The 14,306-nt window shown below is 62.1% G+C and carries 12 protein-coding genes; 11 read left to right on the forward strand and 1 reads right to left on the reverse strand.

The window, feature by feature from the left end:
* Positions 1 to 23: 23 nt before the first annotated feature.
* Complete coding sequence (locus ISP18_RS14395; protein WP_380013225.1) at positions 24 to 1,070, reverse strand: rod shape-determining protein; 1,047 nt, start codon at positions 1,068 to 1,070, stop codon at positions 24 to 26.
* A 346-nt stretch (positions 1,071 to 1,416) separates the two neighbouring features.
* Here ISP18_RS14395 and ISP18_RS14400 point away from each other — a divergent pair, with 346 nt between their 5' ends.
* From ISP18_RS14400 to ISP18_RS14450, 11 genes are all read left to right on the forward strand, one after another.
* Complete coding sequence (locus ISP18_RS14400) at positions 1,417 to 2,352, forward strand: carbohydrate kinase family protein (RefSeq protein ID WP_380013228.1); 936 nt, start codon at positions 1,417 to 1,419, stop codon at positions 2,350 to 2,352.
* Between the two features lie 16 nt (positions 2,353 to 2,368).
* On the forward strand, positions 2,369 to 2,728 hold the full coding sequence (locus ISP18_RS14405) for a DUF1304 domain-containing protein (RefSeq protein WP_380013231.1): 360 nt from the start codon (positions 2,369 to 2,371) through the stop codon (positions 2,726 to 2,728).
* Positions 2,729 to 2,732: 4 nt separating this feature from the next.
* Positions 2,733 to 3,404 (forward strand): M24 family metallopeptidase, encoded by a 672-nt coding sequence (locus tag ISP18_RS14410; protein ID WP_380013234.1) that lies wholly within the window; start codon positions 2,733 to 2,735, stop codon positions 3,402 to 3,404.
* Positions 3,405 to 3,552: 148 nt separating this feature from the next.
* Positions 3,553 to 5,691, forward strand: a complete 2,139-nt coding sequence (fusA, locus tag ISP18_RS14415; RefSeq protein WP_380013237.1) for an elongation factor G — start codon at positions 3,553 to 3,555, stop codon at positions 5,689 to 5,691.
* 104 nt (positions 5,692 to 5,795) lie between these two features.
* The gene (locus tag ISP18_RS14420; protein ID WP_380013240.1) at positions 5,796 to 6,053 is read left to right on the forward strand and encodes a type II toxin-antitoxin system prevent-host-death family antitoxin; all 258 of its coding nucleotides are present in this window, start codon (positions 5,796 to 5,798) and stop codon (positions 6,051 to 6,053) included.
* Positions 6,041 to 6,346 carry a type II toxin-antitoxin system RelE/ParE family toxin gene (locus ISP18_RS14425; protein WP_380013243.1) on the forward strand — a complete coding sequence of 102 codons (306 nt, stop codon included), beginning with the start codon at positions 6,041 to 6,043 and terminating at the stop codon, positions 6,344 to 6,346. Before ISP18_RS14420 ends, ISP18_RS14425 begins: the two co-directional genes overlap by 13 nt.
* A gap of 95 nt (positions 6,347 to 6,441) precedes the next feature.
* Positions 6,442 to 8,043 carry a peptide chain release factor 3 gene (locus ISP18_RS14430; RefSeq protein WP_380015855.1) on the forward strand — a complete coding sequence of 534 codons (1,602 nt, stop codon included), beginning with the start codon at positions 6,442 to 6,444 and terminating at the stop codon, positions 8,041 to 8,043.
* A gap of 147 nt (positions 8,044 to 8,190) precedes the next feature.
* Positions 8,191 to 11,835, forward strand: a complete 3,645-nt coding sequence (locus ISP18_RS14435) for a response regulator (protein ID WP_380013246.1) — start codon at positions 8,191 to 8,193, stop codon at positions 11,833 to 11,835.
* 15 nt (positions 11,836 to 11,850) lie between these two features.
* Positions 11,851 to 12,696 (forward strand): CheR family methyltransferase, encoded by an 846-nt coding sequence (locus ISP18_RS14440; RefSeq protein WP_380013249.1) that lies wholly within the window; start codon positions 11,851 to 11,853, stop codon positions 12,694 to 12,696.
* Complete coding sequence (locus tag ISP18_RS14445) at positions 12,693 to 13,262, forward strand: chemotaxis protein CheB (RefSeq protein ID WP_380013251.1); 570 nt, start codon at positions 12,693 to 12,695, stop codon at positions 13,260 to 13,262. The genes ISP18_RS14440 and ISP18_RS14445 overlap by 4 nt, the downstream gene beginning before the upstream one ends.
* Complete coding sequence (locus ISP18_RS14450; protein ID WP_380013254.1) at positions 13,259 to 14,257, forward strand: diguanylate cyclase domain-containing protein; 999 nt, start codon at positions 13,259 to 13,261, stop codon at positions 14,255 to 14,257. Before ISP18_RS14445 ends, ISP18_RS14450 begins: the two co-directional genes overlap by 4 nt.
* Positions 14,258 to 14,306 lie beyond the last annotated feature (49 nt).

Genomic DNA, 14,306 nt, shown 5'->3' on the forward strand with positions numbered 1-14,306 from the left:
GGCCTACACCCCCCGTGTGCGGATTATTCGGGAGCGAAGAAATCGCTGCCGTGCTGATCGATCAGCTCCAGCGCCTTGCCGCCACCGCGGGCCACGCAGGTGAGCGGATCGTCCGCCACTTGCACATGCAGGCCGGTTTCCTCGGAAAGCAGGCGATCCAGATCGCGCAGCAGCGCGCCACCACCGGTGAGCACGATGCCGCGCTCAGCCACGTCGGAGCACAGTTCCGGCGGAGTCTGCTCCAGCGCAGCCTTTACCGCCGCGACGATGCCGGCCAGCGGCTCGTGCAGGGCTTCGAGAATTTCGTTGGAGTTGACCGTGAACATGCGCGGCACGCCCTCGGCCAGGTTGCGGCCGGAGATCTCGATCTCCTTGACCTGGCTCTGCGGGAAGGCGCAACCGATTTCCAGCTTGATGCGCTCGGCGGTGGATTCGCCGATCAGCGTGCCGTGGTTGCGGCGCACGTAGTTGATGATGGATTCGTCGAAGCGGTCGCCACCCACGCGCACGGACTGCGAGTAGACGATGCCGTTGAGCGAGATCACGGCCACTTCGGAAGTACCGCCGCCGATATCCAGCACCATCGAGCCACGGGCTTCGTGCACCGGGATGCCGGCGCCGATTGCGGCGGCCATCGGTTCTTCGATCAGAAACACGTCACGGGCGCCGGCGCCTTCGGCCGATTCCTTGATCGCGCGGCGCTCCACCTGGGTGGAACCGCAGGGCACGCACACCAGCACGCGCGGGCTGGGACGCAAGAAGCGCGAACGGTGCACCTGGCGGATGAAGTGCTGCAGCATCGCCTCGGTCATGGTGAAGTCGGCGATCACGCCGTCCTTCATCGGCCGCACGGTGGCGATGTTGCCCGGAGTGCGGCCCAGCATGCGCTTGGCCTCGCCACCTACGGCGGCAACGGTGCGCGGACCGCCCGGACCACGATCCTGGCGAATCGCCACGACAGAAGGTTCGTTCAGGACGATACCCTGGCCGCGCACGTAAATGAGCGTATTGGCCGTGCCAAGGTCGATGGAAACATCGTTGGAAAACATCCCGCGAAACTTCTTGAACATGGGTCCGCCGCGTATCGACTCTGGCTAAAAAGTAAGCGCGCCAGTCTAGTAAGCAAATACCTTGTCCGCAAGGACATTCGCGTTAAGAAAAGCGGCTTTTTTCGGGCAAAGATGAGGGAGAGTGGGGAAACGAGGAACGGGGAACGGGGAACATGCCGATTCGCGTTGATGTTGGGCTTTTGCTTCCTCATCCTCTCTCGAAAGCGCAAATGTGCGAAATCGACGAGTTACCGCGATCCACATATTTCCCGTTCCCTGTTTCCCGTTCCCCGACTAACCGCTACGATAATCCGTTTGCCGCCGCGACCCAGCCGCGCCCAGCCAACCCTATTCGGACCGCCAACCCATGTCTGCCGTCATCTGCGGATCGCTTGCCTACGACACCATCATGGTGTTCCAGGACCAGTTCAAGAATCACATCCTTCCGGACCAGGTCCACATTCTGAACGTCTCGTTCCTGGTGCCGCGGATGCGCCGCGAATTCGGCGGTTGCGCCGGCAACATCGCCTATAACCTCAAGCTGCTGGGCGGCGATCCGCTGCCGGTGGCGGCGGTGGGCCAGGATTTCGGCCCCTATCGCGAACACCTTGAACGTTGCGGCATCCGCTTGGACTGCATCCGCGTGTTCGAGGACCAGTTCACCCCGCAGTGCTTCATCACCACCGACCTGGACAACAACCAGATCACCGCCTTCCACCCCGGTGCGATGTCTAGCGCGCACGCCAACCACGTGCGCAACATCCCCGATATCAGCTTCGGCATCGTCGCGCCCGACGGCCGCGAAGCGATACTGCAGCATGTGGACGAATTCGCCGCGCGCGGCGTGCCGTTCGTGTTCGATCCCGGCCAGGCCATGCCGTTGTTCAGCGGCGAGGAATTCCGGGCGATGATCGAAAAATCCACCTACGTGATCGTCAACGACTACGAATCACAGCTCCTGCAGCAGCGCACCGGCTGGAGCGCCGAGGAAATCGCCTCGCGCGTGAAGGCGTACATCGTGACGCTGGGCCCGGGCGGTTCGTTGATCCACACCTCGGAAACCACGCATGAGATTCCGCCCGCGCGCGAGCGCCAGGTGGTGGATCCCACCGGCTGCGGCGACGCGTATCGCGCTGGACTCATCTTCGGCATCATGAACGGCCTGGACTGGCCCACCGTCGGCCGCATGGCCTCGCTGATGGGCGCGCTGAAAGTGGAACACCCCGGCACGCAGAACCAGCACTTCACCTACGCCGAATTTGCCGCCAAGTTCAAGGAGCAGTTCGGCTACGCGCTGAGCTGAAGCGGAAAGAAAAGCCATGTCGACCCTTGCCAACATCGTCGTCACGATCATCGCGCTGATGCACGTATGGTTCCTGATCCTGGAGATGGTGCTGTGGGACAAGCCCGCAGGCCGGCGCGCGTTCGGCACCACGGCCGAATATGCCGCACAAACCAGGGTGCTGGCCGCCAACCAGGGGCTGTACAACGGCTTTCTCACCGCCGGCCTGTTCTGGGGCCTGATCGTAGGCGGCATGGAAGGTACGCACGTGAAGCTCTTTTTCCTGGCTTGCATCCTGGTGGCCGGCGTGTACGGCGGCTTCAGCGCCACACGCAAGGTGCTGTGGATTCAGGGGCTTCCGGCCGCGATCGGCATCGCCCTGGTGCTGGCGAGCTGAGCGCGTGGACGAGCACGATCGCGAAGCGGTCGGGCAGCGGTTCGATCCCGCGTTCATGCAGCGTGCCCGCGATCTGAGCTGGACGGCCCTGCGGGGCATTCGCGAGCGCATGCACCCCGGCATCAGCGAGGACGAAGCGCGCGCCGAGGCCATGCAGGTGTTTGCGGAACTGGGCATGGAGCGGCTGTGGCATCCGGTGATCATCCGCATCGGCCCGAACACCACCCGCACGTACCGGCAGCCTTCCCTGCCGGACGTGCGTTTGGGCGAGAACGACAGCTACTTCATTGACTTAGGATTGGTCTTCGACGGCCACGAGGGCGACGTCGGCGACACCTTCGTGATCGGCCACGCGCCTGAGCGCCTGGCGTGTGCCCAGGCGGCGCGCGCGCTGTTCCACGACGTAGCCGGCATGTGGCGCCATGAGGGCTTAAGCGGCCGAAAGCTTTATGATTACGCCTGCGAGCGCGCCGAAGCGATGGGCTGGCGTTTCAATCACGCCATCAAAGGCCATCGCGTGAGCGACTTCCCGCACTCGGTGCACAAGGGCGGCGATCTGGGCGACCTGGACCACACACCTGCCAAGGGCCTGTGGATCCTCGAAATCCAGATTGCGCACCCTACCGAACCGTTCGGCGCTTTTTACGAAGACTTGCTTGTTGAATCTGCGCCATGAACGCGCTCGTTTCGGCAATGCTGCCTACACATTTGAAACGTACGCTGCGGACCATGGAGGGCCCCTTCACCACATATCACGCTCTCCCGTCCGGGAAGAGACAATAGCTTTCTGTTCGACAAACGACTTCTACTACGGAACCAAGACTGTGGCCCGCCAGAAACCTCTCAACCTCTATCGCAACATCGGCATCATCGCGCACATCGACGCCGGTAAGACCACCACCACTGAGCGCATCTTGTACTACACCGGCAAGAAGCATCAGATCATCGACGTGCACGACACGAAGGATGGCAAGGGCTCGACCACCACCGACTACCTGGAACAGGAAAAAAAGCGCGGCATCACCATTCAGTCCGCCGCCGTGTCGACCGAGTGGAAGGGTCACCAGATCAACGTGATCGACACCCCTGGGCACGTGGACTTCACCATCGAGGTGAACCGCAGCTTGCGCGTGCTCGACGGCGCCGTGGTGGTGTTCGATGGCGTGGCCGGCGTGGAACCGCAGACCGAAACCAACTGGCGCCTGGCCGACCAGTACAACGTGCCGCGCATGTGCTACGTCAACAAGATGGACCGCATCGGCGCGAACTTTAAGCACGCCGTGGACGGTATCAAGAACCGTCTTGGCGCCAACATCGTGCTCTGCCAGGTGCCACTGGGCAGCAGCGACGACTTCATCGGCATGGTCGACCTGATCGCCGGCGCGGGCTATATCTGGGACAGCAGCGACAAAGACAGCAAGTGGGAGACGATCCCGCTGGACCAGGTCGCCGACCATCCGAAAGTCAAGGCATTCACCACCACCGCCGACACGGAATGGGTGTCCAAGCTCGCTGAGCTGCGCTCGCAGAGCATCGAAAGCGCCGTGGAAATGGACGACGATGCCATGCACGCCTACCTCGATGGTCAGGAACCGACGCTGGAAACGCTGAAGAAGTGCATCCGCAAGGGCTGCGTGGCCGGCAAGCTCGTGCCGGTGTTCTGTGGATCGTCCTATCGCAACAAGGGCGTGCAGCAGATGCTCGACGGCGTGGTCGACTACATGCCGTACCCGGGCGAGAACGGCGGCATCTCGATGGTGGACGAGGACGGCAACATCATCGGCGAACAGGCTGTGACGGATGACGCCCCGGTGCGCGCGCTGGCCTTCAAGGTGATCAACGACCAGTTCGGCACCCTCACCTTCACCCGCATCTACTCCGGCGTAATCAAGAAGGGCGACACGCTGCAGAACGTCACCCGTGGCAAGAAAGAGCGCATCGGCCGCATCGTGGAAGTACAGGCCAATGCCACCAAGGAAATCGACGAAGTGCGCGCCGGTGATATCTGCGCGTTCGTCTCGTTGAAGGAAACCGAGACCGGCGACTCGCTCACCGATCCGCAGCATCCGGTGCTGCTGGAGCGCATGCGCTTCCCTGATCCGGTGATCAGCGTGGCGGTGGAACCCAAGAGCCGCAACGACATCGACAAGCTTTCCACCGCGCTCTACAAGATGGTGAAGGCCGACCCGTCGCTGCGCATGGAAGTGGATCAGGAAACCGGCCAGACCGTGCTCAAGGGTATGGGCGAGCTGCACCTGGAAATCACCATCGACCGCATGCGCACCGAACTGGGCGTGGAAGCGAACATGGGCAAGCCCAAGGTCAGCTTCCGCGAAGCGTTCGGTCAGACGGTGGAACACACCTACACGCACAAGAAGCAGTCCGGCGGTTCGGGCCAGTTCGCTGAAGTGAAGATGATCTTCGAACCCGGTGAACCCGGCAGCGGCGTGGTGTTCTCCGATGAAGTCGTCGGCGGCCGCGTGCCGCGCGAATACATCCCAGCGGTGGAACACGCCATCACGGTGGAATCGCGCGAAGGCCAGGTGGCCGGTTACGAAGTGCTGGACTTCAAAGCACGCCTGGTCGACGGCAAGTACCACGACGTGGACTCCTCCGCACTCGCCTTCGAAATCGCCGGCCGCGCCTGCTTCCGCGAAGCGCAGAAGATGTCCAAGCCCAAGCTGCTTGAGCCCATCATGAAGCTCGAAGTAGTCACTGAAGCCGACTACCTCGGCGACGTGATCGGCGACATCAACCGTCGCCGCGGCTCGATCAGCGAACAGGGCCAGAAGGGCACCAATGCCTTCGTGCAGGGCTTCGTGCCACTGGCGGAAATGTTTGGCTACATCAACTTCCTGCGCTCCGCCACCAGCGGCCGCGGTACCTTCACGATGATCTTCGATCATTACGAAGAAGTGCCGGCGAGCATGGTGGCGAAGTTGATGGAGAAGGAAGCGAAGTAATTCTTCGCTTTCCTGATGAAAAACGAAAAGCCCGGGGCGATCCCCGGGCTTTTGTTTCATGCCTCCACTTGCATCTTTCGCGAGTGCCACTTTAGTATCACTCCATGCGCACTGAACTCGTCACCACGCTCAAACGCCAGGCCACGGATTTACTGGCCGAACTGGAGCGCGATCGCGAGCCAATCCTGATCACACAGCACGGCCTACCCAGCGCCTACCTGATCGATGTCGAATCCTTCGAGGCCATGCAGCAACGCATGAAACTGCTGGAAGGTATTGCACGTGGCGAGCGCGCCGTAGAAGAACAACGCACGCTGTCCCATGAGCAGGCAAGGACCCGCCTGAAACGATGGCTGAAATAATCTGGACCGAACCGGCGCTCAGCGAATTGGACGAGATTGCCGATTACATCGCACTAGATAATCCCGATGCAGCGCGTGAACTCGTCCAGCGCGTTTTCGCTCATGTGGCGCAGCTTGCCAACCATCCTGAGAGCGGCTCCCGACCGCCGGAGCTGAGAGGTTCGCGCTATCGGCAGATCGTGGAACCACCCTGCAGGATCTTTTACCGCGTTGATCATGACGTCGTGATCATCCTCTACGTCATGCGCAGCGAACGGCGTTTGCGGCGAAGCCGACTGCCCGACCAGCGTTGAACCTCCCGCCAAACAAGCCGCAAATGACTCAAAAAACAGCCGGGACAACGCCGTCGGGTACAATAGTGGGTTAGCGCCATTTGCCTACCCTCCTTATGTCCAACCATCTGCAAGAAACCAATCGCCGCCGCACCTTCGCCATCATCAGCCATCCCGACGCGGGCAAAACCACGCTGACGGAAAAGCTGCTGCTGTTCGGCGGCGCGATCCAGATGGCCGGCTCGGTGAAGGGCCGCAAGGCGGCGCGGCATGCCACCTCGGACTGGATGGCGCTGGAAAAAGAGCGCGGTATTTCGGTCACCTCCTCGGTGATGCAGTTCCCGTATGAGGGCAAGATCGTCAATCTGCTCGATACCCCAGGCCACGCGGACTTCTCCGAGGACACTTACCGCGTGCTCACCGCGGTGGACTCGGCACTGATGGTGATCGACTGCGCCAAGGGCGTGGAGGAACGCACGATCAAGCTGATGGAGGTGTGCCGCCTGCGCGATACGCCGATCATGACCTTCATCAACAAGCTCGACCGCGAAGGCCGTTCGCCGATCGAGTTGCTGGACGAGGTGGAATCGGTACTCGGCATCGCCTGCGCGCCGCTGACCTGGCCGATCGGCATGGGCAAACGCCTGAAGGGCGTATACCACCTGCTGCTGGACGAGGTGCACGTATTCGAACCCGGCAAGAACTTCACGCGGCAGGATTCGACCATTTTCAAAGGGCTCGACGCACCGGGTCTGGAAGCAGCCATCGGCAGCGAAGCGCTGAACGAGATACGCGAAGAACTGGAACTGGTCCAAGGCGCGTCGCATCCCTTCGACATTGAAAAATACCTTGCCGGCAAGCTCACGCCCGTGTTCTTCGGCTCGGCCGTGAACAACTTCGGCGTGCAGTTGCTGCTGGATTTCTTCGTGGCGCACGCGCCCTCGCCGCGCCTGCGCACCACACTCAACCGTGATGTGAAGCCGGAAGAAGAAAAACTCACCGGCTTCGTGTTCAAGATCCAGGCCAACATGGATCCGGCGCATCGCGACCGCGTGGCTTTCATGCGCGTGTGCTCCGGCACCTATACCGCCGGCATGAAGATGGTGCAGACGCGCACCAGCAAGGAAGTACGCATCGCCAATGCGCTCACCTTCATGGCCAGCGACCGCGAGATTGTGGAAAGCGCCTATCCCGGCGACGTGATCGGCCTGCACAACCACGGCACCATCAGCATCGGCGATACCTTCACGGAAGGCGAAGCCATCAGCTTCACCGGCATCCCCAACTTCGCCCCGGAACTGTTCCGTCGCGCGCGCCTGCGTGATCCGCTAAAGATGAAGGCACTGCAGAAAGGCCTGGCGCAGCTATCCGAGGAAGGTGCCACGCAGTTCTTTCGCCCACTGATGAGCAACGACCTGATCCTGGGCGCGGTTGGCGTGCTGCAGTTCGACGTGGTGGCCTACCGCCTGAAGGACGAATACGGCGTGGACGCCAGCTTCGAACCGGTCGGCGTGGTGACGGCCCGCTGGATCCACTGCGATGACGCAAAGAAGCTGGAAGAATTCCGCGAGAAGAACATCATGAACCTCGCCATCGACGGGGCCGGTGAACTCGTCTATCTCGCCCCTACCCGCGTGAACCTGCAGCTCACCCAGGAGCGCTCGCCTGCCGTGCGCTTCTCTGCCACCCGCGAGCACGCCACCGCCGTCGACGTTTAAACCCGCGGCAACCTCGCCGCCTTCACGCAGTCATCACCTAGCCGGACAGTACCGCCCGGCCAGGCATCTCGCTAATCTGGTGCCAGGGGACCGCCGTTCGGGCTACCGGACGCGGCATATCCAACTGTCACCTCAGCGGGATTACGCATGGTCAGCTCCACTGTGACGCCGACTCCAAGGAAGTATGGCTGGCTGGCCAATCTGCCCATCCGCTACAAGATCATTATCGCGATCGGGCTGTTGCTCGGCTTGTTCATTCTCAACAGCCTGATCAATGTCACCTCGCAGAACAGGCAGTCGGAAACGCGCCGATGGGCGGATCACACCTATCAGGTGCTGCTGCAGATCGAGGAACTGCAACGCACGGCCCTCTCCGGCCAGGTCGGGCTGCGCGGGTTCATGCTCATCCACGATCCCAAGGAATTGGCGCGCGCAAAAAGCAGCAACACCATGTTCTTGGCGCAGCTTGCCGAACTGCGCCACCTCACCTCCGACAACCCGCTGCAGCAGGCGCGTATCGACCGCATCCAGACGCTGGCGCTGCAGTGGAACCGCGAGATGCAGGCGATGGTTGTGGATCCGGCCGCTTCGCTCAAGCCCGGTGATCCGCAGATCGCCGCGCAGGTAGCGACAATCGAGGCGAACTACATCGCGCACCGCACCGTGCACATCGAGGATTGCACGGCGGTGCTGGACCAGATGAGCGAGACCGAGCGCGAGCTGCTCATCACGCGCGTCCGCAGTGTGGAGCGGCTGTTGAAGGAGACGCTCTACGTCAACATCGTCAGCGCGCTGATCGGCCTTGCCCTCGGTCTGATGGTGATCTCGCTGACCTCACGCATGGTCGCGCGCCCGATCCGCCGGCTGGGCGAATCGATGACCCGGCTGGCCAACCACGATCACACCATTCCGATCCGCGGTGTCGAACGCAAAGATGAAATCGGGGAGATCTCGCGCGCGCTGCAGGTGTTCAAGCAGATGGTGATCGAATCGCATGCCCAGGCAAAGCTGAAGAGCGACGCCACAGCGATTTCCGCCAGCCTGCAGGCCGCCACGAATCATCGCGATTTTGCTGAGCGACTGGTCTCCCAGCTGGCGCCGTTGATTCATGCCGGGGTGGTGCTGTTCTACGGCTTCGACGAATCGCGCCAGCGCCTCGACCTGCTTGGCAGCTACGGTCTACGCCTGCAGAACAGTCCGGACGCATACATGCCGGGCGAAGGGCTAGTCGGCCAATGCGCATCCTCGCGCCAGCCGATCGTGCTGGACGACGTGCCACACAACTATTTCCGCATCGATTCCGGCAGCGGCGCAGCGGTGCCGCGCTATCTCACCATTCTGCCGCTGTTGGTGCGCAACCAGCTCGTGGGCGTGCTGGAATTCGGCGGCTTTGGCGCGCCGACGCCGCATCACGAACAGTTGTTGGAAGAATTGCTGCCGCTGGCGGCGCTCACGCTGGAAAACCTCAACCGCGCGGTGAACACCGAACAATTGCTGGAACAAACACGCGAGCAGGCAGACGAATTGCGCATCTCCGCTGTCACCATGCGTCAACAGCAGGAAGCGTTGCGCGCGGCCAACGACACCTTGCAGACCAAGACCATCGAGCTGGAAGAACAATCCCAGCGCCTGCTTGCTTCCGAGGAAGAGCTGCGTGTGCAGGCCGACGAACTGCAGGCTTCCAACGAAGAGTTGCGCATGATGACCGACACGCTGCGCGAGCAGAAGCAGCAAGTGGAAGTCCTGCAGCAGGAAACCGAGCAGAAGGCGGACGAACTGGCACGCGCCAGCCAGTACAAGAGCGAATTTCTCGCCAACATGTCGCACGAACTGCGCACGCCCTTGAACAGCCTGCTGATCCTGTCGCGTAGTCTGGCCGACAACCGCGAAGGCAACTTGGACGGCGAGCAAGTGGAATCGGCGCGGATCATTCATGACGCCGGCTCCAGCCTGTTGCGGCTGATCAATGACATCCTCGATCTCTCCAAGATCGAAGCCGGCAAGATGGAGCTGTCGCTGGTGGATTACCCGCTGCAGAATCTGGCACGCAGCTTCCGGCGCAACTTCGATCACGTGGCGCGCGACAAGCAGTTGGACTACGAGGTCACCGTTGGCGAATCCTTGCCCGAGGCTATCCATACCGATCCCACCCGGCTGGAACAGATCGTCAACAACCTGCTGGCCAATGCCTTCAAGTTCACGGCCAAAGGCAGCATTCGCGTCCACATAAGCCGGCCCGTCGGCGACCTGCCCGTTCCCGAAGCATTACGCGGCAACGCGTTGCTGGCGATCAGTGTCAAGGACAGCGGCATCGGCATACCGACCGACAAGCTGGAGCGCATCTTCAACGCCTTCGAGCAAGCGGACAGCAGCACCAGCCGGCAATTCGGCGGCACCGGGCTAGGCTTGAGCATTTCACGGCGCATGGCGGCATTGCTGGGCGGCGACATCGTGCTGCGCAGCGAAGTCGGACAAGGCAGCGAGTTCGTGCTGTTGCTGCCCGAGCGCAGCACCGGTACCACCGCGAGCGTTGGCGCGCCCGCAACCTCCAACGCCATGCCGGCACCTCGTCCGGTGACGCGCGCACTGCTGCCGGCCGAGGGCATGAAAGACGATCGCGAACGCATCGCCCCTGGCGACAGCGTGATTCTGGTCGTCGAAGACGATCCGGCATTCGCACACATCCTCGCCGACATCGTGCGGCAGAAAGGGCACCGGATGCTGCACGCCCCCAATGGCGAAGCCGGTCTCGAACTGGCTCGCCGCCATCACCCGGTAGGCATTCTGCTGGACGTGATGCTGCCAGGCATGGATGGCTGGACGGTGATCGAGAGGCTCAAGGCCGATCCCGTCACACGCCACATCCCCGTGCATTTCCTCACTGCAACCGACGATGCAGGACGCGGTCGCGAGCTCGGCGCGGTAGGCTTCCTCACCAAGCCGGTAACGCGAGAGGCCATCTACGGTGCGCTTGAACGGCTGCTCTCGTTCGCCAAGGGCCGCACGCGGCATTTGCTAGTGGTGGACGATGACCGTCTCGTGCGCGAATCGCTGCAAATCCTGTTGAGCCAGGACGAAGACCTGAAGATCGAGCAGGCCGAGTCAGGCGAGGAAGCCCTGCAGAAGATCTCGTCTGCCAGTTACGACTGCATCGTGCTCGATCTCGGCCTGCCCGGCATGTCGGGTATCGATTTTCTGGAAAAGCTCGCCGAAAGCGGCAACGTACCGCCGGTGGTGGTGTACTCCGGCCGCGAACTGAGCCGCGAGGAAAGCCTGCGCATCCGCCAGTACACCGACAGCATCGTCATGAAAGGCACGCGCGCGCCCGAGCGGCTCATGGATGAAGTCAGCCTGTTCCTGCACAGCATTCGCAACAGCAAGCAGGCGACCGGCAGTCCTGCCGCAACGGATGATGGTTTACGCGGACATCATGTACTGCTGGTGGACGATGACATGCGCAACCTGTTTGCGCTTTCCAAGGTGCTGCGCGACTGGGGCATGCAAGTGAGCATGGCGCAGGACGGACAGAAGGCGCTGCAGGTGCTCGCCGAAAACCCGCAGGTAGAACTGGTGCTGATGGACATCATGATGCCGGGCATGGACGGTTACGAAGCTACGCGTGCCATTCGCGCACAACCAACCCTGTCCCGCCTGCCGATCATCGCACTGACAGCCAAGGCCATGCGCGGCGATCGCGAGCGCTGCCTGGAAGCGGGCGCCAACGACTATCTGTCCAAGCCGGTCGACGTGGACAAGCTGGCTTCACTGATTCGCATGTGGCTGCGCGACTGACGGAGCGTGGTGATCATGGACGCATCGGAACTGGACAGTATCGAGGTGGGGCTGTTCGTGCAGGCGCTGCAGAAACGCCACGGTTACGACTTCGGCCAATACGCGCCGGCCTCGCTAAGGCGCCGCGTGCGCCTGCTGGCCGACCAGCTCGGCTGCAAGACCATCAGTGGCCTGACCGAGCGCGTACTGCACGAACCGCAACTGCTGTCGAACGTGCTGGAAGGCTTGACCGTGCCGACCTCGGAGATGTTCCGCGACCCGGCCATGTTCCGCGCGCTGCGCGAAAAAGTGTTCCCGCTGCTGGCGTCTTATCCGCACATCAACATCTGGCAAGCCGGCTGCGCGCACGGCCAGGAAGTGTATTCGCTGGCGATCCTGCTGGAGGAAGCGGGGCTTTACGATCGTTCGCAGATTTTTGCCACCGACCTCAGCGACCGCGCCCTGCACCGCGCCAGCGAAGGCATCTACCCAGTGAAGGACGCACAACAGTGGTCGCGTAACTACCAGGCTGCCGGCGGCATTCATTCGCTGGCCGATTACTGTAGCGCGGGCTACAAGCTAATCAAGCTCAATCAGCGCCTGCGCCGGCACGTAACTTTCGCCGTGCACAACCTCGCCACCGATGGCGTGTTCTGCGAAGCGCATCTGATCTTGTGTCGCAACGTGCTGATCTATTTTTCCGATGCGTTGCAGGATCGCGCGCTGACACTGTTTCGCGACAGCCTGGTGCGCGGTGGTTTTCTATGCCTGGGTCTGCGCGAAAACCTCAATCCGGCGCCGCACGCACAAGATTTCTCGCCATTCGATTCGGCGATGCGTATCTACCGGCTTGCTACCCACGCGGATGGCAACCACGCATGAGCAGGCCCACCGCCATCGCGATCGGTTGCTCGGCCGGCGGCGTGGATGCGCTCAAGAGCGTGCTCGGCGGCCTGGATGCAAAGCTTTCGCAGGCCATCTTGGTATGCCTGCACAGCCATGCCGACACGGTGGACATGCTGTGCGACGTGCTGGGGCGCATGTCGGCTTTGCCGGTGATCGAGGCTGTCGAGCGTGAAGTGGTGCAACCGGGCGTCGTGTACCTTGCGCCTTCGGGCTACCATCTACTGGTGGAAAGCGATCTGCATTTCGCCTTGTCTATCGATCCGCGTGTGAACCATGCGCGGCCATCGATCGATGTGTTGTTCTATTCCGCCGCCGAGGCCTGGCGCGACGGGCTCATCGGCGTGGTGCTCACCGGCGCCAATGCCGATGGGGCCGCCGGACTGCGACGCATTCGCCAGCTTGGCGGCCTCGCCGTGGTGCAATCTCCGGTGGACGCCGAAGCAGCCACCATGCCGCAAGCGGCCCTGGATACCGCCGGCGCGGATTACTGCGTGCCCCTTTCGGAGATCGCCCACGTGCTAAACCGACTCTGCCTGGCATGACTACTCACGTTCCCAAGATTCTGGTGGTCGACGACACCCGCGCCAACCTCGTGGCCATGCGTCATCTGTTGGCCGACAGCGGTGCCGAACTGGTGGAAGCCAGCAGCGGCAACGAAGCGCTGTCGCGATGTCTCGACCAACATTTCGCGCTGATCCTGCTCGACGTGAACATGCCCGACATGGATGGCTTCGAAGTCGCGCAACTGCTCGGCGAAACAGAACAGCTGCGCGATACGCCGGTCATCTTCGTAACGGCCGCGTACGCCGATGACATCAACCGTTTAAAGGGTTACCGCTCCGGCGCAGTCGACTACATCGCCAAGCCGATCAACGACACCATTCTCAAATCGAAGGTGCGCGTGTTCCTGGAACTGCACAACGCGCGCATGCAATTGCAGCAGACGTTGGAGGAACTATCCGAGCGCAACCGGCAGTTGCAGGTGGAAATTGCCGAGCGCCAACGTATCGAGGCCCAGGTGCGCCATCAGGCCACCCACGACATGCTGACCGGGCTGCCCAATCGCGTACTGTTCCACGACCGCCTGCGTGCTGCGGTTCAGTACAGCACCGTGCATGGCGTGCCGTTTGCGCTGGCGTTGGTCGATATCGACGGCTTCAAGGGCGTGAACGACACCTACGGCCATCCGGCGGGCGATGCGCTGCTGCAGGCCATTTCTTCGCGCCTGAGCCGTCACGTGCGCGCCAACGACACGGCCGCGCGTCTCGGCGGTGACGAGTTCGCGGTGATCTTCCAGGAGGCCGGCGACATCACGCCGCTGCTGCAACGTTGCCAAGACATCTGCAACGTACTTGCGCAGCCCTATCCACTGCAGGCCGAACAAGGCGCCATCCTCGCACGAGTGAGCGCCAGCATCGGCATCGCACTGTGGAACGAGCAGATCGATTCGGACGAGGTGCTGATCCAGGCTGCCGACCGAGCGCTGTACCAGGTCAAGGAACATGGCAAGAACGGATGCGCGCTGGCTTCGTCCTGAGGCTCACGCCGGTGGATGACGTGTGGCACTGCATGCCGCCGAACCAACT

It is taken from the genome of Dyella humi (assembly GCF_044904605.1).
Lineage (GTDB): Bacteria > Pseudomonadota > Gammaproteobacteria > Xanthomonadales > Rhodanobacteraceae > Dyella_B > Dyella_B humi.

Bases quoted from the DNA above. Each gene is read 5' to 3' on its own strand.
- ISP18_RS14395 (WP_380013225.1), bottom strand. From the start codon at position 1,070: ATGTTCAAGAAGTTTCGCGGGATGTTTTCCAACGATGTTTCCATCGAC.
- ISP18_RS14400 (WP_380013228.1), top strand. From the start codon at position 1,417: ATGTCTGCCGTCATCTGCGGATCGCTTGCCTACGACACCATCATGGTG.
- ISP18_RS14405 (WP_380013231.1), top strand. From the start codon at position 2,369: ATGTCGACCCTTGCCAACATCGTCGTCACGATCATCGCGCTGATGCAC.
- ISP18_RS14420 (WP_380013240.1), top strand. From the start codon at position 5,796: ATGCGCACTGAACTCGTCACCACGCTCAAACGCCAGGCCACGGATTTA.
- ISP18_RS14425 (WP_380013243.1), top strand. From the start codon at position 6,041: ATGGCTGAAATAATCTGGACCGAACCGGCGCTCAGCGAATTGGACGAG.
- ISP18_RS14430 (WP_380015855.1), top strand. From the start codon at position 6,442: ATGTCCAACCATCTGCAAGAAACCAATCGCCGCCGCACCTTCGCCATC.
- ISP18_RS14435 (WP_380013246.1), top strand. From the start codon at position 8,191: ATGGTCAGCTCCACTGTGACGCCGACTCCAAGGAAGTATGGCTGGCTG.
- ISP18_RS14440 (WP_380013249.1), top strand. From the start codon at position 11,851: ATGGACGCATCGGAACTGGACAGTATCGAGGTGGGGCTGTTCGTGCAG.
- ISP18_RS14445 (WP_380013251.1), top strand. From the start codon at position 12,693: ATGAGCAGGCCCACCGCCATCGCGATCGGTTGCTCGGCCGGCGGCGTG.
- ISP18_RS14450 (WP_380013254.1), top strand. From the start codon at position 13,259: ATGACTACTCACGTTCCCAAGATTCTGGTGGTCGACGACACCCGCGCC.